The sequence below is a fragment of the Mesorhizobium monacense genome, from assembly GCF_056781675.1.
This window is the reverse complement of the sequence record NZ_CM165567.1, coordinates 783,436-802,687: the sequence shown is the minus strand read 5'-3', so window position 1 is coordinate 802,687 and position 19,252 is coordinate 783,436. Positions and strand designations below refer to the sequence as shown.

At 63.9% G+C, this 19,252-nt stretch carries 17 protein-coding genes; 10 read left to right on the top strand and 7 right to left on the bottom strand.

What is annotated here, in order from left to right; translation table 11 throughout:
• The first annotated feature begins 42 nt into the window (after positions 1-42).
• The gene (locus tag AC1RUK_RS03815; RefSeq protein ID WP_481836719.1) at positions 43-1,344 is read left to right on the top strand and encodes a glucoamylase family protein; all 1,302 of its coding nucleotides are present in this window, start codon (positions 43-45) and stop codon (positions 1,342-1,344) included.
• A 67-nt stretch (positions 1,345-1,411) separates the two neighbouring features.
• Here AC1RUK_RS03815 and AC1RUK_RS03810 read toward each other — a convergent pair whose 3' ends face one another.
• A complete protein-coding gene (locus AC1RUK_RS03810; protein ID WP_481836720.1) occupies positions 1,412-2,392 on the bottom strand; it encodes a quinone oxidoreductase family protein in 981 nt (326 codons plus the stop codon).
• A gap of 92 nt (positions 2,393-2,484) precedes the next feature.
• On the opposite strand from AC1RUK_RS03810, the gene AC1RUK_RS03805 reads away from it, so the two are divergent.
• Entirely contained in the window at positions 2,485-2,886 is a 402-nt protein-coding gene (locus AC1RUK_RS03805; protein WP_481836721.1) for a winged helix-turn-helix transcriptional regulator, read from the top strand.
• Positions 2,887-2,940: 54 nt separating this feature from the next.
• Here the strand turns inward: AC1RUK_RS03805 and AC1RUK_RS03800 are convergent, their stop codons facing one another.
• Positions 2,941-3,546, bottom strand: a complete 606-nt coding sequence (locus AC1RUK_RS03800; RefSeq protein WP_481836722.1) for an NADPH-dependent FMN reductase — start codon at positions 3,544-3,546, stop codon at positions 2,941-2,943.
• Between the two features lie 93 nt (positions 3,547-3,639).
• On the opposite strand from AC1RUK_RS03800, the gene AC1RUK_RS03795 reads away from it, so the two are divergent.
• Complete coding sequence (locus AC1RUK_RS03795) at positions 3,640-4,008, top strand: winged helix-turn-helix transcriptional regulator (protein ID WP_436173028.1); 369 nt, start codon at positions 3,640-3,642, stop codon at positions 4,006-4,008.
• A 503-nt stretch (positions 4,009-4,511) separates the two neighbouring features.
• On the opposite strand, the gene AC1RUK_RS03790 is transcribed toward AC1RUK_RS03795, so the two are convergent.
• Positions 4,512-4,907 carry an acyl-CoA thioesterase gene (locus AC1RUK_RS03790; protein WP_404280287.1) on the bottom strand — a complete coding sequence of 132 codons (396 nt, stop codon included), beginning with the start codon at positions 4,905-4,907 and terminating at the stop codon, positions 4,512-4,514.
• A 212-nt stretch (positions 4,908-5,119) separates the two neighbouring features.
• Here AC1RUK_RS03790 and AC1RUK_RS03785 point away from each other — a divergent pair, with 212 nt between their 5' ends.
• The 3 genes from AC1RUK_RS03785 to AC1RUK_RS03775 are packed head-to-tail and all read left to right on the top strand — an operon-like array spanning position 5,120 to position 8,858.
• Positions 5,120-6,736, top strand: a complete 1,617-nt coding sequence (locus tag AC1RUK_RS03785) for a GMC family oxidoreductase (RefSeq protein WP_481836723.1) — start codon at positions 5,120-5,122, stop codon at positions 6,734-6,736.
• Positions 6,733-7,944, top strand: a complete 1,212-nt coding sequence (locus tag AC1RUK_RS03780) for a mandelate racemase/muconate lactonizing enzyme family protein (protein WP_481836724.1) — start codon at positions 6,733-6,735, stop codon at positions 7,942-7,944. Before AC1RUK_RS03785 ends, AC1RUK_RS03780 begins: the two co-directional genes overlap by 4 nt.
• Positions 7,941-8,858, top strand: a complete 918-nt coding sequence (locus AC1RUK_RS03775; protein ID WP_481836725.1) for an NAD(P)-dependent oxidoreductase — start codon at positions 7,941-7,943, stop codon at positions 8,856-8,858. Before AC1RUK_RS03780 ends, AC1RUK_RS03775 begins: the two co-directional genes overlap by 4 nt.
• A 92-nt stretch (positions 8,859-8,950) precedes the next feature.
• Here the strand turns inward: AC1RUK_RS03775 and AC1RUK_RS03770 are convergent, their stop codons facing one another.
• A complete protein-coding gene (locus tag AC1RUK_RS03770; RefSeq protein WP_481836726.1) occupies positions 8,951-9,889 on the bottom strand; it encodes a diacylglycerol/lipid kinase family protein in 939 nt (312 codons plus the stop codon).
• Between the two features lie 893 nt (positions 9,890-10,782).
• Here AC1RUK_RS03770 and AC1RUK_RS03765 point away from each other — a divergent pair.
• Positions 10,783-11,298, top strand: a complete 516-nt coding sequence (locus tag AC1RUK_RS03765; RefSeq protein WP_481836727.1) for a hypothetical protein — start codon at positions 10,783-10,785, stop codon at positions 11,296-11,298.
• 10 nt (positions 11,299-11,308) lie between these two features.
• Here AC1RUK_RS03765 and AC1RUK_RS03760 read toward each other — a convergent pair whose 3' ends face one another.
• A complete protein-coding gene (locus AC1RUK_RS03760; protein ID WP_481836728.1) occupies positions 11,309-11,935 on the bottom strand; it encodes a hypothetical protein in 627 nt (208 codons plus the stop codon).
• Positions 11,936-12,203: 268 nt separating this feature from the next.
• Between AC1RUK_RS03760 and AC1RUK_RS03755 the strand changes: the two genes are divergently transcribed.
• The gene (locus AC1RUK_RS03755) at positions 12,204-12,503 is read left to right on the top strand and encodes a SemiSWEET family sugar transporter (protein WP_436173036.1); all 300 of its coding nucleotides are present in this window, start codon (positions 12,204-12,206) and stop codon (positions 12,501-12,503) included.
• On the opposite strand, the gene AC1RUK_RS03750 is transcribed toward AC1RUK_RS03755, so the two are convergent.
• Positions 12,500-13,468, bottom strand: coding sequence for a hypothetical protein (locus tag AC1RUK_RS03750; RefSeq protein WP_481836730.1), 969 nt, complete (start codon positions 13,466-13,468; stop codon positions 12,500-12,502). The two genes, AC1RUK_RS03755 and AC1RUK_RS03750, sit on opposite strands and share 4 nt — an antisense overlap.
• A gap of 75 nt (positions 13,469-13,543) precedes the next feature.
• Positions 13,544-14,602 carry a CapA family protein gene (locus tag AC1RUK_RS03745; protein WP_481836731.1) on the bottom strand — a complete coding sequence of 353 codons (1,059 nt, stop codon included), beginning with the start codon at positions 14,600-14,602 and terminating at the stop codon, positions 13,544-13,546.
• A 167-nt stretch (positions 14,603-14,769) separates the two neighbouring features.
• Here AC1RUK_RS03745 and AC1RUK_RS03740 point away from each other — a divergent pair, with 167 nt between their 5' ends.
• Both AC1RUK_RS03740 and uvrB read left to right on the top strand, forming a co-directional pair.
• On the top strand, positions 14,770-16,020 hold the full coding sequence (locus AC1RUK_RS03740) for a hypothetical protein (RefSeq protein WP_481836732.1): 1,251 nt from the start codon (positions 14,770-14,772) through the stop codon (positions 16,018-16,020).
• Between the two features lie 119 nt (positions 16,021-16,139).
• Positions 16,140-19,217: an excinuclease ABC subunit UvrB gene (gene uvrB / locus AC1RUK_RS03735; protein ID WP_481836733.1), complete on the top strand. Its 3,078-nt coding sequence runs from the start codon at positions 16,140-16,142 to the stop codon at positions 19,215-19,217.
• Positions 19,218-19,252 lie beyond the last annotated feature (35 nt).

Genomic DNA, 19,252 nt, shown 5'->3' with positions numbered 1-19,252 from the left:
AAAAAGGTGGGAAGCGCAGCGAAAACCTCTATATCGGCAGCCATGGATGCATCGAGCGACCACAAGCTGAATGACGAGCTTCTCTCGAACACCCAGCGCCTGTCCTTCGATTATTTCCTTAAGGAGGCCAACCCGGCCAATGGCCTGGTCGCCGACCGCAACACGCAAGCGTCGCCTGCCAGCATAGCCGCCGTCGGGCTCGCTTTGTCGGCCTATCCCGTTGGTGTCGAGCGCGGTTTCATGACGCGCGCCGCCGCCGCTGCACGGACGCTCGCCACGCTTCGTTTCTTCTGGAACGCGCCGCACGGACCAGAACCCGACGCCACCGGCTACAAGGGCTTCTACTATCATTTCCTCGACATGGAGACCGGCCGCCGCGTCTGGAAGTGTGAGTTGTCGACGGTCGACACCGCGCTTCTGCTCGCCGGTATGCTGGCAGCCGGCGCCTATTTTGATGCGGACGACGAATCTGAACTGGAAATCCGCCGGCTCGCCGATGCGCTTTACCGCCGCGCCGACTGGCGCTGGGCGCAGAACGGCGGCGCCACCGTCACCCATGGCTGGCGGCCTGAAAAAGGCTTCCTGCGCTACCGCTGGCAAGGCTACGACGAGGCGGTGATCCTTTATGTGCTGGGTCTCGGCTCGCCGACCCATCCGTTGCCGCCCGAGAGCTACGCGGCCTGGCTGTCCACCTACAAGTGGAAGAAGATCTATGGCCGGGAACTGGTTTATGCCGGTCCTCTGTTCGTCCACCAGTTCTCGCATATCTGGATCGATTTTCGCGGCATCCGCGATGCGTTCATGCGCAATCACGGCAGCGACTATTTCGAGAACAGCCGCCAGGCGACCTATCTGCAGCGCGACTACGCCATCCGCAATCCGAAGGGTTTCAGCGGTTACGGCGAGAATTGCTGGGGCATCACCGCCAGCGACGGCCCGGGCCCGACAAAACGTCAAAAGACGGTTAGTGGCCGCCGCTTCTACAGCTATCTGGCGCGCGGCGCGCCTTTCGGCCCGGATGACGGCACGCTGTCGCCGTGGGCGGCGATTACTTCACTGCCCTTTGCGCCGGAGATCGTTCTGCCGGCGCTGCGCCATTTCCACGAGATCGACCTGCACCAGGGCAACCCTTACGGTTTCACCGCAAGCTTCAATCCGACAATCGCCGCCGCCGACGGCCGCTCTTGCGGTTGGGTATCGCCGGACCATGTCGGCATCAATCAGGGGCCGATCGCCCTGATGATCGAGAACTACCGATCGGACTTCCTGTGGCGACTGATGCGCCGCGTGCCGGCCATCGCCGCGGGACTGCGCCGAGCCGGCTTTTCGGGCGGTTGGCTATAGCAAGTCCACTTCTGGTGACGGAGAGCAGATTCCGCGACCGGACTCTGGACGATTTGATCGGCGATACTCAAGGCACCAGCACGACCTTGCCTGTGGAGCGACGATCCTCCAGCAGGCGATGCGCGTCGCTCGCCTGGGCGAGCGGGAAGCGTGCGCCAGCGGTCACGACAAGCGCGCCGCTAGCGGCGAGCTGGAAGAGCTCCGACAGGTTTTCACGCAGCCCGGCGGGCGTAAACAGCGGCAGCAGGGCGAACCCCCTGAGCGACTGGTTGCGGCCGATCATCGCTTCCATCTCCGCCGCTCTCAGTGCGTATCTTCCAAGCGCGGCAAACACCAGCTCGCCGCAAGGTGCCAGCGCGTCTAGCGCCGTTGCCGTCATCGCACCGCCCACGGTGTCGTAGACGATGTCAACGCCAACCCCGCCTGTCACTTCCCGGATCTGGGCGGCCCAATCCGCCCTGCTGTAGTCGACCGAAACATCGGCGCCGAGCGACATCGCAAGATCGAGCTTGGCCCTACTGCCGGCGGCAGCGATCACAGTGCTGGCGCCGCTTCGTTTGGCAAGCTGGACGAGCAGCGACCCGACACCGCCGGCGGCAGCGCCAACCAGCACCGATTTGCCGGCGGGCGGGCTTTGTCGCAGCAGATGCAGGGCCGTCAGCCCCTGCACCATCAAGGCCGTCGCATCCTCGAAAGAGAGCGCATCCGGCAAGGATACGGCAAGGCCGGCATCGATCGTCACATAGTCGGCGTAGCCGCCAAAGGGGTGGGTTGACGCAAACAGCGGCGCCGCGACGCGTGCGCCAAGCAGCTTTGCGTCCACGCCCTGCCCAATGGCCTCGGCGATCCCTGCAGCCTCCACGCCGAGGATGAGAGGCAGTTGCGGCGTGACCGCGTAGCGGTCGGCACGCATCAGCGCCTCGAAGAAATTCACGCCGGCCGCATGAACGCGGACCAGCACCTCGCCGGCCTGCGGCTCGGGCTTGGGCAGCTCCACGACATCAAGAATATCGGGACCGCCGAAACGGTTGAGTTGAATGGCTCGCATGGCAACCTCGCTATGGCAACAGCAGCTGTTTGCCACTATCTGCGAGGCTCGGACTACAAACTCATTTGTCCCCTGCTGACCAAGAGGTGACCATGACCGGCCCTATCAAGAGACTGCCGATGCTGCCGGCCGAACGCGCCTTGAAAGTGATCTCTGGCCGCTGGAAGGCGGTCATCCTCTATCATCTCTTCGATGGACCCAGGCGGCTGTCGGCGCTGAAGTCACAGGTGCCCGCCATTACCCAAAAAGTGCTGATCCAGCAGCTTCGCGAAATGGAGGAGCACGGCCTCGTCAGCCGTGAAATCTTTGCCGAAATCCCCTCGCGCGTCGAATATTCCGCGACGCCGCTTGGCTTCAGCCTCGAGCCCATCCTGCTGGCGCTTTGCGAATGGGGGCAGCACCATGCCGACGAGCTGGACGAGCAGGAACGTTTGGCCGATTGTATCATCAGGCCAAGACAGGCGCAGCACGCTCCGGCAGCGTCCGGAAATTGAAAAGGGCGGCGCAAGCGCCGCCCCATATCCCTGGGAGGATAATTCGAGAGGCGATCAGGCCGCCTTGGCTTCCTGGTCGATCGCATCGGCGTTGCGCGCTGCCTTCAGGACCTTGGCCCACCAGGCAACGTCGTTGACGAGCGCGGCAGCAGCCTGGTTCAGGTGCTCCAGCTCCTCGAGCTTCTTCTCGCCTTGACGGACGGCAAGGAAATCGCCCCAGGCGATATGGACCGCCGATTTGACCGGCGCCATCTGCAGTTCGACGGCATGCAGGCGCAGCTGCTCGACGGCGCGCGCGCCGCCGACGCTGCCATAGCCGACGAAGCCGGCCGGCTTCTTATTCCACTCATTGGCGGCATAATCGATGGCGTTCTTCAGCACGGCCGTCGGGCCATGATTGTACTCGGCGGCGGTGAAGATGAAGCCGTCGAACTCGGCGACCTTCTTCTGCCAACGCTGCGCCACTTCGTTCTGCGACGGTGCCCACGCGGAGGAGGCGACCTCGTCGAAGAACGGCAGTGGGAAATCGCGCAGATCGACGACTTCGACGTCGATGTCGGCATGCGACTTGGCGATCTTGGCGATCCACTGAGTGGGCACATCGGCGAAACGCGCAGCGCGGGTCGAACCGACGACAATAGCGATTTTGGGCTTGGACATTTGGGAGGCTCTCCATGTCAGGAAATAGTGGTATCGTTTAGATACCTGAGATATATGAGTGACTGTCCGCGCGAAGCGCAAGGAGGCACTTTTTTGTTACTGAGGCACCCACACCGCTCCGAGGATTGCCGCGCCATCTCGGAAATCCTGCAGCGTGTCGGCGACAAATGGACCGTGCTCGTGGTCGGCAAGCTCGGCGACGGACCGCTGCGCTTCAACGAATTGCGCAGCGCCGTGGGCGGCATTTCGCAGAAGATGCTGACCACCACTCTGCGCGGGCTGGAGCGCGACGGCTTCGTCACCCGCACCGTGTTTCCGACCATCCCGCCGCGCGTCGACTATGAGCTGACCGAGCTTGGCCACGAGCTGCTTATCCCGGTCAGCGCGCTCGGCGAATGGGCGCGCAAGAACACAGAGCGAGTCAGGGCAGCACGCGAAAAGTTCGACGGGATGCACGCCTGAAACCCTTGCTCTGCAAGACGTTCTGCACCCTATTCAAGTGATGTACCCTGCTGTTGCAGTCGTGTCTGGCCCTGCGGAAATTTCCTGAACCGGCCGGCTCCCGGATCGATTTCGGATCAAGCAATTTCGGCGGAACGGCGGAGGTGGCTGTCTGATCATGGCGGTGGCGCGGCGGTTTCGCGGATGCATCAAATGCCATCACGGATGCGAGTCAAGAATTTAGCCGACTACCGAAGGTAGCGCGGTTTTCCGATGAGCAATTTGCGCCCCCGCAAAGCCTCCCTGGACCTCGCCAACAGAGATCGCACCAGGCTGTCAGACCAGGGTCGCAAGGGCACTCATCACAGCACCGTTCAGCATGTGTTGACGCATTGTCTTCCGACCGCGTCGCCCTGCTCTCGCCGCATTCACGGGCAGCGCGCCAAGGACCTGCGCCGAGGTCGCCATTGGTGGTGCCCGGCAGGAGCTTTTCTGTCGTCGGGTATCTGCGTGAATCGCGTCGGTCAGCCTTCCGCCGGAACCGCCTTCGGCTTGCCCTCGCCGTCCAGCGCCACCATGACGAAATCGGCGTGGGTGACCTTCTCCATGAGGTCGGACAGGTAGCGTTGCGCCCAGGCCTCGACCTTGAGCGTCATCGAGGTGCGGCCGACACGTTCGACATGGGTGTAGATGCAGAGCGTGTCGCCGATCTTCATCGGCTTGGCGAACGACATCTCCTTCACCGCCGCCGTCACCACGCGCCCCTTGGCGCGCTCGGCGGCACGGATGCCGCAGGCAAGGTCCATCTGCGCCATCACCCAGCCGCCGAAAATGTCGCCGGCCGCATTGGCGTCCGAAGGCATGGCCAGCGTCCGCAGCGTCAGATCGCCGATCGGCCGTCCTTCAGCGTAATGCACCATGCGGAAATCCCCTCAAGATCGACAGGTCCAATCACGTATCGGCATGCCGTCGAGGCGTCAACGCGCTCGAAATGTCGCAAGTGCCGGTCATTGCGAAAAGCGCGTCCCGGTAGCGGTCGCTTTTTTCACAAGGAATGCCGGAAGGCACGGCGACTTTGGAACGCCGCCACGTCTAGGCTGCGGCCTGAGTTTCCGGAGCCGCCCAACCCATCATGCAGACCTTTGATTTCATCATCGTCGGCTCCGGCTCGGCCGGCTCGGTGCTCGCCGACAAACTATCGGCCTCGGGCCGCTTCTCGGTGCTGGTGCTCGAGGCCGGCGGCACCGATCGGCGCTTCTATGTCCAGATGCCGCTTGGCTACGGCAAGACCTTCTTCGATCCCGCGGTCAACTGGAACTACAAGGCCGAACCCGACCCCGGCTTCGCCGGCAATGCCGACCACTGGCCGCGCGGCAAACTGCTCGGTGGTTCCAGCTCGATCAACGCCATGGTGTATATCAGGGGCGCCCGCGAGGATTTCGACGCCTGGGCGGCCGCCGGCAACCCCGGCTGGGGCTATGACGATCTGCTGCCGGCCTTCAAGGCGCTGGAAGACAATGAGGCCGGCGCGGACACATGGCGCGGCGTCGGCGGTCCCTTGCATATCACCGATTGTTCAAACGCCGTCCACCCACTGACCCGGCGCTATCTCGCCGCTGGCCAGCAGGCCGGCCTGCCACTCAATCCCGATTTCAACGGCGCCTCCCAGGATGGCGTCGGCATCTACCAGATCACCACAAGGAACGGCCGCCGCATGTCGGCCGCCCGCGCCTTCCTGCGCCCGGCGATGAAGCGCAAGAACGTCCGCGTCGAGACGAATGCGCTGGCCACAAGGATCCTGTTCGAAGGCAGGCGCGCAGTCGGCGTCGAATATCTGCAGAACGGCTCGACCAGGACGGTACGAGCGGGCCGCGAAGTGATCCTGTCGGGCGGTTCGATCAACTCGCCGCAACTTCTGCAGCTCTCCGGCATCGGCCCCTCGGCGCTGCTCAAGGGGCTGGGCATTCCGGTCGTTCAGGCCAACGAGAATGTCGGCGCGAACCTGCAGGACCATGTCGGCATCAACTACACCTTCAAGGGCAGGCTGCCGACGCTCAACCAGGTCCTGCGCCCATGGTGGGGCAAGCTCATGGTCGGCATGCAATACATCCTGTTGCGCTCCGGGCCGCTGTCCTTGTCGATGAACAATGCCGGCGGCTTCTTCCGCACCGACCCGACCGCTGCACGCCCCAACATGCAGCTCTATTTCCAGGCCTTCTCGACCGTCATTCCGAAGAGCGGCGAGCGCCCGATCCTGACGCCCGATCCGTGGCCGGGCTTCTCCATCGGCCTGTCGAACTGCCGGCCATCGAGCCGCGGTGAGATCATGATCCGTTCGAAGAATCCGCGCGACTATCCGCGGATCACGGCCAACGCCTATTCGACCAACGCCGATGTCGACGAAATGCTGGCGGCGGTGAAGTTCGTGCGCAAGATCGCCTCGATGCCGGCGATGGCCGAGATCATCGAGGAAGAGGTTTTGCCCGGTCCATCAATCACTTCGGACGCCGACCTGATTGCGGATTTCCGGAAGCGCTCGGGCACCGTCTATCACCCGGTCTCGACCTGCCGCATGGGGCCGGACGCCGCGCGCGCCGTGGTCGACCCGCGCCTCAAGGTGCATGGTCTCGAAGGCCTTCGCGTCATCGACGCCTCGGCCTTTCCCGACAACATCACCGGCAACACCAACGCCGCTTCGATCCTGACCGGATGGAAGGGCGCCGAACTGGTTCTGGAGGATCAGAAATGAAAATCACCGACGTCAAGACCTGGGTTGTCGGCAACCCGCCGCCCGGCATCGGCGGCAAATATTTCATCTTCGTCAAGCTCATCACCGATGGCGGCGTGGTCGGCTATGGCGAGGCCTACAACGCCACCTTCTCCGGCCATGTCACCGCCAGGATGATAGAGGACATGGCCGAGCGCTATCTCGTCGGCCGCGATCCGCACGACATCGAGAACTTCTTCCGCCGCGCCTATTCGTCCGGCTTCACCCAGCGCCCCGACGTTTCCGGCATGGGCTGTTTCTCGGCGCTCGAAATGGCCTGCTGGGACATCATCGGCAAGGAGGCCGACAAGCCGGTCTACAAGCTGCTCGGCGGCCAGGTGCACGAGACGCTGCGCTCCTACACCTATCTCTATCCGCACACCGGCAGCGTCCATTCCGAGGATGCGCACGGCAAGAATGTCTACAACGATCCGGACCTCGCCGCCGCCTGCGCGCTCGAATATGTCGAACAAGGCTTCAATGCGGTCAAGCTCGACCCGGCCGGCCCCTACACCGCCTTCGACGGCCACCAGCCGCGCCTTGTCGACATCGACCTCTCCGCCCGCATGATCAAGGCGATCCGCGAGGCGGTCGGCACGCGCGCCGACATCCTCTTCGGCACCCACGGCCAGTTCACCGCTTCGGGCGCGCTGCGGCTCGCCCGCGCCATCGAGCCTTACGATCCACTGTGGTTCGAGGAGCCGGTGCCGCCCGACATGCCCGAGGTGATGGCGCAGGTCGCTCGCGGCACGTCGATCCCGATCGCCACCGGCGAACGGCTGACGACCAAATTCGAATTCGCCCGCGTCATCGAGAACCGCGCCGCCACCATCCTTCAGCCCGACCTCGGCCGCTCCGGCGGCATTCTCGAGACCAAGAAGATCGCCGCCATGGCCGAGGCCTACCACATCCAGGTCGCGCCGCATTGCTATTGCGGGCCGATCGTCGGTGCGGCCAACATCCAGCTTGCCGTGACGCTGCCCAACTTCCTCATCCTGGAATCGCTGAAGCAGTGGGACGGTTTTCACGCGACGCTGCTCAAGAAGAAGATCGAATGGCAGGACGGCAACGTCATCCCGTCGAAGGAGCCCGGTCTCGGTGTCGAGCTCGACGAGGCCGTCTGCGAGGCGCATCCCTATGACGGCAAGGAATTGCATCTGCAGATGATGCAGACGCCGTTGATGCCGTGAGCGAAAACTACGCCTTCATCGGCCTTGGCCATCTCGGCGGCAACCTAGCCGCCAGCCTGGTCCGCAACGGCTTCGCCGTCACCGTCTTCGACCGCGACCCGGCCGCCGTCGAGCGCCTGGTAGCGCTCGGCGCTGTTGCCGCCAAGAGCCCCGCAGAGGCCGCCGCCCGCGCCGGCAATGCAATTACGTGCCTGCCCTCGCCGGTGGTCAGCGAAGCCGTGCTGGCCGGTCCCGGAGGCTTGCTCGAAGGCCTGCTCAGCGGCGGCACCTGGATCGAGATGTCGACCAACGGCCGTGACGAGATTCTGCGGCTCGCAGCCCTCGCTTCGGCAAAGGGCGTCGAGACGCTGGAGTGCCCGGTGACCGGCGGCGTCCATCTGGCGGCCGTCGGCAAGATCACGGCGCTGGTCGGCGGCGATCCAGCACTCTACGCGCGCCATCGCCCAGCCATAGAGGCGATGTGCTCGAAGTCGTTTCTGATGGGGCCGATCGGCTCGGCGGCGGTCATCAAGGTCATCACCAACATGCTGGCCTTCATCCATCTTGTCGCCGCCGGCGAAGCGCTGATGCTGGCCAAAAAGGGCGGGCTCGACCTCACTCAGTCCTATCACGCCATAGTCGCTTCCTCCGGCAACAGCTTCGTCCACGAGACCGAAAGTCAGCTCGTCCTGAACGGCTCCTACGACATCGGCTTCACCATGGACCTGGCGCTGAAAGATCTCGGCTTCGCGTTGAGCATGGGTGAGACATTTGGCGTGCCGCTCGACCTGGCGTCGCGCGTAAAAGCGATCTTTCAGCAAGGCAAAGACGCCTATGGCGGCGACGCCTGGTCGACCCAGATCGTCAAACTGCTCGAGGATGCGGTCGGCACCGACCTGCGCGCCCCCGGTTTTCCGGCCAAGCTGGAAATCTGAGACGGCTAAATTTTACAAACGATTTCAGACCACTGAGCGGACCAGCGGACTCATGTCCGCAACTGCCTGGATCAATTCCTTAACCGCCTGAATCAATACCTTAAGGTCAGTGCGCCGGGCAGGATCTCGAAGGTGGCGGGTATGCGCCCTGGCGACTCACCGTCAATGTCGACCAGCGCGCCGTTCTTTTCCACATCGCCGAGCGGTTCCACAACCACTTTCTTGCCGCGCAGGATGGTGATTGCCGGATGGTTGCGGTGCCGCCCGCCATAGAGCAGCCTGAGATCCCGGATCAGTTGCAGCTTGCTCGCCGCGCGCAGGATGACGATGTCGAACTGCGCATCGTCCAGTTCGGCATCCGGCGCGATCATCATCCCGCCACCGAAGAACTTGCCGTTGGCCACCGCCACCAGCGCCATACGCGCCTCGACAGCGGGGCCATCGTCGACGGTGATCCTGACGTCCTGGAACCGATAGCGGATGAACTCCACCACGGTGCGCCAGAAGAACAGCGCCTTGGCCGAGACCTTGCCCTTGCGCTTGTCGGCGTTGACCGCGCGGTCGGTAGCGCCCGACATGCCGAGGCTGGCGATGTTGATGAAATGGCGGCTGGCCAGCGCGCCATGATCGTCGATGTAGCAGATGCGCCCGGCATCGACCTTGCGCGGCTTGGCTTCGGCAAGATGCTTGAGTGTGGCATCGACCTCGCGCACCGGGCCGAGCCCGCGGGCGAAATCGATGCCGGTGCCGCAGGGCAGCAGGCCAAGCTCGGTCGTCCGGCCGGTTTCATCGAACGCCTGCAGCAGGCCGTCGGCGACTTCGCTGGCGGTGCCGTCGCCGCCCGCCGCGATCACCAGATCGAAGCCGCTGGCGGCGAGGTCGAGCGCCAGCCTTTCGGCGTCGCCCTCGGCCTGGGTTTCACGCATCTCGAAATCGCCGAAATGCTTTTTCAGCGATGCCGCGACCTCCGGCCAGTGCCGCTTCAGCCTGCCGCCGCCGGCAATCGGATTGAGAACCACCCCGACTTTCAAGCAACCTCCCCCAAAGGCTTTCGGAAACGCTTGCGTCTCAACTACTTTGCCGGCATTGAAGCCCGCGCTGCCTTGCGGAGCAAGCGCCGATTGTCCGGCAACGCACGATTGCGGCAGACAAGGCCGGATTACTTCAGCTAGCCGATCGGGGCGCTCCGTCGAAGAAATGCCTCGCCACCGGCTTGGTCCCCGATAATCCCGCTATCCACAGGCCCGGGGCGGTTCCCCCGGACACTTACCCGGCGTACATTGAACCCATCTCAGGCGGCTACCGATCGCCAAGCCGAAAGGCAAAGCGAAAAGGCGGATTTCCTGAGGCCCGTACGGCCCTGAGCGATAGCAGGCTCGCCTGCTAGAGGGACGGAAGCCGAGACCTACGGGGCCGCGGAAAGCGTGCGAACGCCGACGGCGGACCGATGCTGCCATGAAGGACGGCAAACACCTTCGATGGTACGCTGAGCGAAGCTCGCAAGGGTGGAGATCGGCGTGGTCCGGAACGGACACTGCTTTCGGGCGGTGACTGGCAGGACCGTCAAAATCAAGGCCGGCTTGGCGCGACGACTTTGCGGAAGTTGCTGCCGTGACCGTGTCCTGATCTGACAGGGAGGCGCTGGGAGAAATCCCAGCGCCGACTGTTTTTTGGGCCACCCCCACGCACATTGTTCAGCCTCCCGCTGCCGGCCGACTCGGCCATGCGCCACGCCGGGCTAACCGTCGCCGTGCGCAAGATCGAGGCCGGCGCCAGGAGCGCGTCTACGACGACTGACGTTTTTCGGTCACAGCCGGCATCTCAGAAACATTCCGTCATGCACATTTCACAATCGCGGCCAATTCCCGCCTTGTTCCGCAGCGATTGGTGCTGGTGGGGGGAGGCAACATAAAGGGACAAGACCGTGATCAAGACCGCCCTTGTCGCCATGACCATCGTCGGCTGCGACTGCGACGCCAAGCTTTGCGAATATATCGGCGAGACGCCGGCCAAGTGGGCGACCATCGCCGACTGCGAGGCGGCGATGAAAAGCCAGATGCTGCACCAGGAGAATTTCAACTATCCGCTGGTCTCCGGCATTTGCCGCGCCAAGGGTTCGGTGTCGTCCTCCGAGTTGGCGGCGATAGCCTCAGGACCCGAGTTGACGACGCCGAGGCAAGCCGCGAGCGATCCGCTGCCGCCTGAACTCAGCCACAGGCCGAGCATTCCCGTCGGATCGCCGGCGACAGCGATGGAAACGGAGGCCGCAAGACCCGTCGCCTATGAAGCGGCGGTCGATGGCGGCCGCGCCGTGCTGTACCGCACTAAGGCCGGCTACGCCGTTGTCAAGACCGATCTCAGCCGTGCCGCTTCCGCGACGGTCGGCATGGCGAAACGGTCGGCAAACTGGCTGGCGGGGATGATGCCGAGCGGACTGTAATCCAACTTTCCTACAGCTTGACCTTGAGGTTCGCCCAGAACTTGTCGATCAGCGGCTTTTCGGTTGCAACGTCCTGATCGCCTATTCGCGTGATGAACAGCAGCCCCTGATCGGCAAGGCCGAAGCCGACGATCTCGAAGTCGGCACTGTCGGTACGTGTCTTCACGGTGGCCTTGATACCCGTCAGTTCCTTGCCGTCGGCGAGCTTGCGGGTCGTCGGCTTCTGCGTCAGCGTTCCACCCGCCTGAACGGATTCCTTCGCCATCTCCTGCAGCATCAGCTGGTTGAGAGACACCGGGTTCATCTTGTCGTATTCCTGCACCAGGACGATCGTGCCAAGGGCCGAAGCCATGAGATACTGGGTGATGCTGTCGCTGAGATCACTCTTGGTGATCGAAATGTTGCTTGGATGAACGAAGGAAAAAGTGGCGCCGGAGAAGGTGGCGAAGTCATTGCGGTCGATCCGCACCTTGCTCGTCTTGCCGCCGGGCAAGGTCACGTCCATGTCCTCGCCTGGGTCGATGTCGACCACCACGCCATCGATCGTCAGCTTGAAAGCTTTCAGGTCATCGGCGCGGGCCAGAACCGCGCAAAACACAGTCACGGCAAGCGCTGCAGCCGCAAGTCTCGTTCGCATGGCTTGTCCTATCCTCTTCAAGCGGTTTCGCTGAACGCCTTCGATCGCCGAGCCCAACATCGCGACAGCCGAAGCCGCCTTCGTTCAACTACATACCATCCCCTCGTGACGGATAACGTGGCCGCTTCGCGAAAAGCACAGGCCGCTGCGGGAACGGCATGCCCAGAACCGGTAGCCCGGAGGTGATCCGCGATGCGATCGACCCGGATTGGTCTGTTCATTGGTCCAGCCGATCTGCCCGCTTCCCAGGGCTGACCCGATCTGGCATATGGTGCACCGCACAATCGCTGCTCCTTCGAAAGTCGCCATCTTGCATCCCACGATCGAAATCATCGGCGCGTTTGCCGCGCTTATCACCACGCTTGGCTGGATTCCGCAGGTCGCCAAGGTGGCGCGCGAGCGCCGGGCCGGCGACATCTCGCTGTTCGCCACCGGCTCGATCGCCACCGGCGTTTTCCTGTGGACGCTCTACGGCCTGTTGATCGGCTCCTGGCCGGTCATCCTGGCCAACGGCGTCACCTTCCTGTTCGTGGTCGCCATCCTCGGCATGAAGCTGCGCTTCGGTTAAGCCTCTTCATCCGTCGCGCCGATCTTGCGCACCAGTGCCGCCGTCGCCAGCATCGCGCCCATGTCCGCAATCATCGGCGCGACATGGGTCTGGTAGTCGAGCGACACCGAAATATCGGGCAACTCGAAGAAATCCTTAGGCTGCGGCAGCAGCAGGAACCCGTCGCTGCCATTGAGCGCCACGCGCGCCGGATCGTCGGGCCAGGTTTCGCCGAGCCATTTCAGTGCCTGCGCCAGGCGGCCGCTGACCAGCGGCCGCGCCGCTTCGACATTGTCAGTGCGGAATTCGTAGGCGGCATCGAGTTCCGGAACGCCGGAGGACAGCTCTTCCATCCTGCTGGCGAAAATGCCGCGGAAAAAGCCGACGACCACATTGGCCCGGCGCGTCGCCACCAGCGTGCCGGCAAATGGTGTGATCGTCTCGAAAGCGACGATGACGCCTCTGAAAGCCGTGGACGAGCCCTTGCCCGTCCCTTCGCGCAACTCTGCCTCATAAAGCTCGAACGCAAACCCCTCGTAGCGGCCGGAAAAGACATCGTCGAACGATTGCCGGTTGAAGGGACCAACCGTCTCACGGGGCAACCGGTCGAACGAATTCGGGCGAACGCCGTGCTGGTAGCGTATGTCCTGGATGAAGCCGAAGATCATCGGCAGCAGCGTCTCGCGGAAGGATTGCTGCAATCTGGTCGCCGGCTTCACCGCCTGGAAGTAGAGCAGCAGCGCCGCAATGAAGCTGCCGACATAAAGGAAGACGTGCGGCGTCGAGAACCATTGCTCGTAGGGGTCGGCGACCTTGTTGAAGAGCCAGGCGACAAGCACCATGAAGACCAGCACCAGACCGATGAACACCGGCACCCGCCAGCGCACCTGCCGGTAGGCCGACGCCCGCTTGGCCTCATAGGCCTCGATGTCCCTCCGGATGCCGGCGATCACCGCCTCGCTCGGCATGAAATCCGCCGTTTCCATCGCCACCCCCGCCGCAAGCCTGCCTCTGCCGTCGCATGATAGCCGCTTTTGCCGGAAAGTCGCCAGCCTGCGGCTTCACGCACTTGCGAACTGTCCGCCAAAAATCGCCTTCAGCCGGGCATCGACCTTGTCGCGCATGCCACCCTCCAGCGCCTCCACCGAAACCAGCCGCTCATGATCGCCGGCTCGCAGCCGCATGAACGGATGCATTCGATAGGCGACGATCTTTCCACTCATACCGAGGTCCGCGCTGACATCGACGGCGAGGATGGAGCTGATACGGCCCGGCCATGGCTGGCGGGCAAAGGCGGTGCCGAGAAAATCGCCAAGCCCGTAGGCGACAAGCGTCTTGTCGATCCGCTCGACCGGCTGCACGACATGGGCGTGATGGCCGGCGATCAGTCCGACGCCGTGCCCGGCCAACTGCCTGGCCAGCGCCCGCGTTTCGGCGCGTGGATAATGCCGAAACTCCCAGTCCCAATGCGGCACCGCGCAGACAAGATCGAAGCCCTTGGCCGCAGCTGGCGGCCACTGCGCCGGGTCGCCTTGCATGGACACGCGGCCCGAGAATTTTGTGGCATCGGCATTGCGCCATAGCGTGAAGGCGGCGAAGCCTATGGTCAGCGGCCCGACCGCAAGCCGCTCGACCGGCCCCTTCGCGGCGGTACCTATGGTACGGATGCCAAGCCGCTTCAACGCCGCGACCGTCTCATCGAAACCAGCGACGCCCTGGTCGAGCACATGGTTGTTGGCCAGCGACAGAACGAGCTTTTCGCGCGCGATACCGACCGCCGCCAATGCCGCGACGAGGAAGCGTTCGTCCATCGCATGATGCGTGCCGAGCCGCGTACCCATCACCGCGCTCGGCCGCTCGACGACAGGGCTTTCACAATTGCCAACCACCAGATCGGCGGAGGCAAGCAATGCCTTGATCGCCGGATCGCAGTCCGGTGCACTGCGGTTGGCGACGGCCGAGATATCGCCGACGAAGGCCAGCCGCACCGTGCGCGCAGGCAGCGGTTCGATCAGCGTCCCGGCCGGCGGCGCGAAGCTGCGCACGTCGCCGCCACTGAGCGACGGCCGGAGGAAGCGCGGCAGCCAGGACAATTTGTAGGAGAGCGGATAGTTCGACACGCGGCGCCCAGTTGTTTGCCTTGTGTAGACTGTCTGCCCGATCGGTTGAAGCGTATCTGTCGGCAATTGGCGCCGCGGCTGTCGCGCTATCGCGGCATGAGGACCGGCAGGCGCGGCGATCCGAATGCGTGTATATTTGCGGCAGCTTGCAAAAGAGAGGGATCCAAATGAAGCGATTGTCGAGACTGATCGTCTCCGCCGTCTTCCTGCTGCTGCCGCTTGCTTCCGCCAGTGCCGCGGCCCCCGATCCGGCCGCCCTGTTCGAGGCAAGGACCGTGGCCGATCGCGATGGCGCGCTCGCCGCGCTCGAAGCCGCCGCCGCCAGCGATCCGGCGTCGGCCTATGCCGCCGGCGCCGGTGAATTCTTCACCGCGCTGGAGATCCTGGCAGGCGGCCTGCACCGCCACGGTTTCGACAGCCCGCAATCTTTCATGCTGCCGCTGATGCGGCTTCCCGTGCCCGACAATCCCAATCCCGAGCCCCTGACCTACGAGCAATTCCGCGCCATCCTGACCGCCTTCCGAGACCGGCTCGAAAAATCCGCCGCCACGCTGGGCTCGGTGCCTGCCGATGCCGATATCGGAATGGTCATCGACCTCGGCCGTCTCGGCATCGATCTCAACGAGGATGGCCAGATCGCACCGGACGAACGCGCCGTCGCCATCATGGCGGCCCTGTCGCGCAGCAGCGTGCAGGACGCCGGTGCTCCCGCCCTCGCCTTCCGCTTCGATCGTGCCGACGGCTACTGGCTGCAGGGCTATGCCGAATTCCTGATGGCGCAGGCCGATTTCTGGTTGGCGCACGATTTCAGGAACACATTCGACGGCTCGTTCCACATGCTGTTCCCGCGCGCCAAGCTGCCACTGCAGGACACGCTCGTCCCGCTCGACGGCGGCATGAACGGCAGCATCTTTTCGTCCGAATGGCGCTTTGCCGACTTCATCTCGCTGGTGCATCTCATCAACTGGCCGGTGGTCGAGCCGGAGCGCCGGCAAGCGGCGCGCCGTCACCTGATCGAGATGATCCGGCTGTCGCGCGAGGACTGGAAGGCGATCCGCGCCGAGACCGACAATGACCGCGAATGGCTGCCCGGCCCGCAGCAGAAGGGCGCCAATCTACTGACCGGCCTCGAGGTCGGCGAGGAGCAGGTCCAGGCCTGGCTCGCCGCGCTTGCCATGGCCGAGGACCTGCTCGAAGGCCGCACGCTGCTGCCGCATTTCCGCATCGCCGACAAGGGCATCAACATGAAGCGCTTCTTCGACGAGCCGAAACCCTTCGACCTGGTGCTGTCGATCACCGGCCCGGCCATCGCCCCCTATCTCGAAAGCGGCAAGATCCTGACCGGCGAGGAATTCGACCAGATCCAGCGCCAGTTCGGCGGCGCCGGCTTTTTGACTTTCGCGCTGTGGTTCAATTGAGCGGGTACATCTTGGCACGCCACCGCTGCTGACAGCCTTCTGTCAGCAGCTTGGCCTGGCCATGCAGCCCTCTTCACTCCGCTCTTTCCATTTTGGCCGAGTCCTCCCATATTCGGGTCATGGCCAAACTTCCCGACAAGAAAACGCCCTCGGCGGCGCAAGACGACCGTGGCGCGCCGAAGCGGCGCAGCCCGTTGACCGATTTCCTCGATGCCTCGGAGCCGCTGCACAAGGGCGGCTTTGCCGAGGCGCCGCAGGCCGAATTCTCCGGTACGCCGCTGACCGGCTCGATCGCCGACTGGGCCGAACAGATCGAGCGCGAGGCCGAGCAGCAGCCGAAGCCGAAAGCTGCAAAGAAGATCCCCGAGCGCTCCGCCTCTCCTGGCCGGACGGCGCGTGGCACCTCGATGGGTGGCGCGGCGACGGCCAGGGAGCGCACCGCGGCCGGTCTCAACCCGGTTGCCGGTCTCGACATCTCGCTGGAAGAAGCCGAGACGATGACGTCCAGCGGCGTCACCGCCACGGTGGCCGCGCTTTCCGCGCTCATTGAATCCGGCAATCCCCTCCACAAGGACGGCGTGCTCTGGACGCCGCACCGCCCTGCCCGCCCGGAAAAATCCGAGGGCGGCATCGCCATCAAGATGGTGTCGGATTTCGAGCCGGCAGGCGATCAGCCGACGGCGATCAAGGATCTCGTCGAGGGCGTCGACGGCAACGACCGCACCCAGGTGCTGCTCGGCGTCACAGGTTCCGGCAAGACATTCACCATGGCCAAGGTGATCGAGGAGACGCAGCGCCCTGCCTTGATCCTGGCGCCCAACAAGACGCTGGCCGCGCAGCTCTATTCCGAGTTCAAGAAATTCTTCCCGGAAAACGCCGTCGAGTATTTCGTCTCCTACTACGACTACTATCAGCCGGAAGCCTACGTCCCGCGTACCGACACCTTCATCGAGAAGGAATCCTCGATCAACGAGCAGATCGACCGCATGCGCCATTCGGCCACGCGCTCGCTGCTCGAACGCGACGACGTCATCATCGTCGCCTCGGTCTCCTGCATCTACGGTATCGGTTCGGTCGAGACCTACACGGCGATGACTTTCCAGATGCAGATCGGTGATCGACTCGACCAGCGCGCGCTGCTCGCCGACCTCGTCGCCCAGCAGTACAAGCGGCAGGACATCAATTTCGTCCGTGGCTCGTTCCGCGTGCGCGGCGATACGATCGAGATCTTTCCGGCCCACTTGGAAGACCGCGCCTGGCGCATCTCGATGTTCGGCGACGAGATCGAGTCGATCACCGAGTTCGACCCGCTGACTGGCCAGAAGACCGGCGAGCTGAAGAGCGTCAAGATCTACGCCAACTCGCACTATGTAACGCCGCGCCCGACCTTGAATCAAGCCATCAAGTCGATCAAGGAAGAACTCAAGCACCGCCTGCAAGAGCTTGAAAAGGCTGGGCGTCTGCTTGAGGCGCAGCGGCTGGAGCAGCGCACCCGTTTCGACCTGGAGATGCTGGAGGCGACCGGCTCCTGCGCCGGCATCGAGAACTATTCGCGCTATCTCACTGGCCGCCAGCCAGGCGATCCGCCGCCAACCCTGTTCGAATACATCCCCGACAATGCGCTGGTCTTCATCGATGAAAGCCACGTTACCGTGCCGCAGATCGGCGGCATGTATCGCGGCGACTTTCGCCGCAAGGCGACGCTGGCCGAATATGGTTTCCGTCTGCCGTCCTGCATGGACAACCGGCCCCTGCGCTTCGAAGAATGGGACGCCATGCGTCCGCTTTCCGTCGCCGTCTCGGCAACGCCGGGCGGGTGGGAGATGGAACAGTCCGGCGGCGTGTTCGCCGAGCAGGTCATCCGCCCGACTGGCCTGATCGATCCGCCGGTCGAAGTGCGTCCGGCCAAGTCCCAGGTCGACGATGTCGTCGGCGAGATCCGCGAAACCACCCGGGCCGGCTACCGCACTTTGGTTACTGTGCTGACCAAGCGCATGGCCGAGGACCTGACCGAGTACCTGCACGAACAGGGCATCCGCGTCCGCTACATGCATTCCGACATCGACACGCTGGAGCGCATCGAGATCCTGCGCGACCTGCGCCTCGGCGCCTTCGACGTGCTCGTCGGCATCAACCTTTTGCGCGAAGGCCTCGACATTCCCGAATGCGGCTTCGTCGCCATCCTCGACGCCGACAAGGAGGGCTTCCTGCGCTCCGAGACGTCGCTGATCCAGACCATCGGTCGCGCCGCCCGCAACGTCGACGGCAAGGTCATCCTCTATGCCGACCAGGTCACCGGCTCGATGGAGCGGGCGATGGCCGAGACCAACCGCCGCCGCGAGAAGCAGATGGAGTGGAACGCGGCCAACGGCATCACGCCGGAATCGGTCAAGTCGCGCATCTCCGACATTCTGGATTCGGTCTACGAGAAGGACCATGTCCGCGCCGACATCTCGCAATTCACCGACAGCGCCGGCGCCATGATGGGCAACAATCTGAAAGCCCATCTCGACGCCATGGACAAGCAGATGCGCGACGCCGCCGCCAATCTCGACTTCGAGAAGGCGGCGCGTATCCGCGACGAGATCAAGCGGCTGCGCGAGATGGAGCTGTCGATCTCCGACGATCCGCTGGCCAAATATGCCGACATGGAAAGCCCGGTCTCGGGTCGCGAGAAGGGCAAGCACAACAAGGGCCGCGCCATCCATCGAACGGTCGACGACCAGGGAAATTCCCCTGTCGTGGAGGCCAGCAAGCCGAAGGAGAGCGCACAGGATCGCGTCAAATCCTCCCTGTTCCGCAAACCTTCGCTCGACGCCATGGGTCCGGGCACCGACATGCCCACGCCGGCCGGTGCGGTGTCGCGCTCGCTGTTCAAGAAACAGTCGGCCGAGGAGGCGCACGGTTCCGATTTCGGCATTCCCGGCCAATCGACCAAGCCGCTGTTCAAGAAGAACTCGCTGGATGAGATGACCGTGCGGCGTACGGAAAGGCCGATCGAGGGAAAAGTGCCGGCGAAGCCACAGCCAATCTCCCCTCTTGCGGGGGCCGGCAGGCCAGAGGGAGGCGCGAAGGATCACGACGATTCCGCCAAACCAATTGTTCGCCAGCGCACCGGCATCGGGTCCTATGAAGATCCCGCCGACGCGCGCCGCGAAAAACGCCGGCCGGGCAAGACCGGCAGGCCGGGACGGTAGTTCTGCTGTGGCGCTCCTTGAGCGCCACAGGTATC

Coding starts and splice junctions, on each gene's coding strand:
- AC1RUK_RS03810 (WP_481836720.1), bottom strand. CDS start 2,392: ATGCGAGCCATTCAACTCAACCGTTTCGGCGGTCCCGATATTCTTGAT.
- AC1RUK_RS03780 (WP_481836724.1), top strand. CDS start 6,733: ATGAAAATCACCGACGTCAAGACCTGGGTTGTCGGCAACCCGCCGCCC.
- AC1RUK_RS03740 (WP_481836732.1), top strand. CDS start 14,770: ATGAAGCGATTGTCGAGACTGATCGTCTCCGCCGTCTTCCTGCTGCTG.
- uvrB (WP_481836733.1), top strand. CDS start 16,140: ATGGCCAAACTTCCCGACAAGAAAACGCCCTCGGCGGCGCAAGACGAC.
- AC1RUK_RS03790 (WP_404280287.1), bottom strand. CDS start 4,907: ATGGTGCATTACGCTGAAGGACGGCCGATCGGCGATCTGACGCTGCGG.
- AC1RUK_RS03805 (WP_481836721.1), top strand. CDS start 2,485: ATGACCGGCCCTATCAAGAGACTGCCGATGCTGCCGGCCGAACGCGCC.
- AC1RUK_RS03760 (WP_481836728.1), bottom strand. CDS start 11,935: ATGCGAACGAGACTTGCGGCTGCAGCGCTTGCCGTGACTGTGTTTTGC.
- AC1RUK_RS03755 (WP_436173036.1), top strand. CDS start 12,204: ATGGTGCACCGCACAATCGCTGCTCCTTCGAAAGTCGCCATCTTGCAT.
- AC1RUK_RS03785 (WP_481836723.1), top strand. CDS start 5,120: ATGCAGACCTTTGATTTCATCATCGTCGGCTCCGGCTCGGCCGGCTCG.
- AC1RUK_RS03750 (WP_481836730.1), bottom strand. CDS start 13,468: ATGGAAACGGCGGATTTCATGCCGAGCGAGGCGGTGATCGCCGGCATC.
- AC1RUK_RS03815 (WP_481836719.1), top strand. CDS start 43: ATGGATGCATCGAGCGACCACAAGCTGAATGACGAGCTTCTCTCGAAC.
- AC1RUK_RS03800 (WP_481836722.1), bottom strand. CDS start 3,546: ATGTCCAAGCCCAAAATCGCTATTGTCGTCGGTTCGACCCGCGCTGCG.